General features: G+C 76.5%; 1 protein-coding gene. It reads right to left on the bottom strand.

Annotation, left to right across the window (positions count from 1 at the left end):
• Window positions 1–162 precede the first annotated feature (162 nt).
• The coding region (locus GT042_RS13050) for an EfeM/EfeO family lipoprotein (protein WP_161308868.1) at window positions 163–1,231 on the bottom strand (1,069 nt) is incomplete at its 5' end.

The raw sequence follows: 1,231 nt of genomic DNA, 5'->3' as shown, positions 1-1,231 counted from the left end.
CTCCCCCGGCCCCGACGGCGGCCCCGGCGGCGCCCGCCGCCAGCGCCCGGTGCAGGAAGGACCGCCGCCGTACGCCTGACGGGGCGTCACGGGCGGCCGGGTTCGCGTCACCGTGGGGCGGGGTGGGTCCGGTGGCCGTGGAGTCCTCCGTACGGTCGGTGGTCATGAGGTCCTCCGTACGTCGAAGATGACGGCCACCGGGGCCAGTTGTTCCGCCAGGTCGCCGAAGTCGGCGTCGATCCGCTCGCGGTCGGCGCGGGGCAGCGCGGCCGGCGCCCGCCAGCCGCCGTGGGACGCCAGCGCGTCCAGGTCCCGTTCCGCGGTCCGCAGTCCGCTGTCGACGCGCGGCAGGCCGGTGTCGCGGGGGGTCAGCAACGGCCGCAGCAGCGTGACGAGTTCGGCGGTGCCGTCCAGTCCGGCGCGGGCCGACGCGAGGGAGGTGCCGCTGCCGAAGTCGGAGCGGCCCGTGAGGTCCTGCTGGATGCTGTCCTCGGTGATCTCGTGGGTACGCAGGCCCAGGTCGAGCGGGTCCATGCGGGTGTCCGTCCAGGTGGTCCGCAGCGTCCGTACATCCGCCGCCAGGCGGTCGGCGGGACCGCGCAGCCCTGTCGCCGGCTCGCCGTGCCACAGGCCGTACTCGACCCGGTGGAAGCCGGTGAAGTCCGGGTCGTGCGGACCGCCGGGCAGCCCGGCGTCGGTGCCGTCCACGGCGGCGCCGAGGTCGCCGAAGGCGCCGTACGCGCCACCGAGCCTGACGAACGCCAGATGGGCGGGCAGCCAGGCGGCGCGCGCGGCGGCCAGGTCGCCCCGGTCCACCGCGTCCCGCAGGGTGTCGACCCGGGCCACCACACCGGCGAACCCGTCGGCCACCCACTTCTGGTAGGCGAGGGTCACGGGGATCAGGTCGTGGGTGTTGACGGGGAGCACCGCCGGTCCGCCCCGGGCGGGGCCCCGGCTGATCCGTACGGCGGGCCCCGTGACCGCGTCGGTGTCCTCGGCCAGGCAGCGGAAGGTGTACGTGCCGCGGCCCAGGGCCACCCGGATCGGGCGGGTCGTGCCGGGCGCGAGCCCGTCGACCTCGCCGAGCAACGCGCCGGTGGAGTCGGTGAGATGGACCTCGACGGCGCTGGCGGTGGTGTTGCGCACGTCGAAGACCTGGAGTCCGGCCCGGGGGTGCCGCCAGCCCTTGCCGCAGGTCTCGGCGGCGGCCGACGCCTCGACGGCGGTGTGG

This window comes from Streptomyces sp. SID3212 (assembly GCF_009865405.1).
Classification (GTDB): domain Bacteria; phylum Actinomycetota; class Actinomycetes; order Streptomycetales; family Streptomycetaceae; genus Streptomyces.
This window is presented reverse-complemented; position numbering and strand designations above follow the sequence as displayed.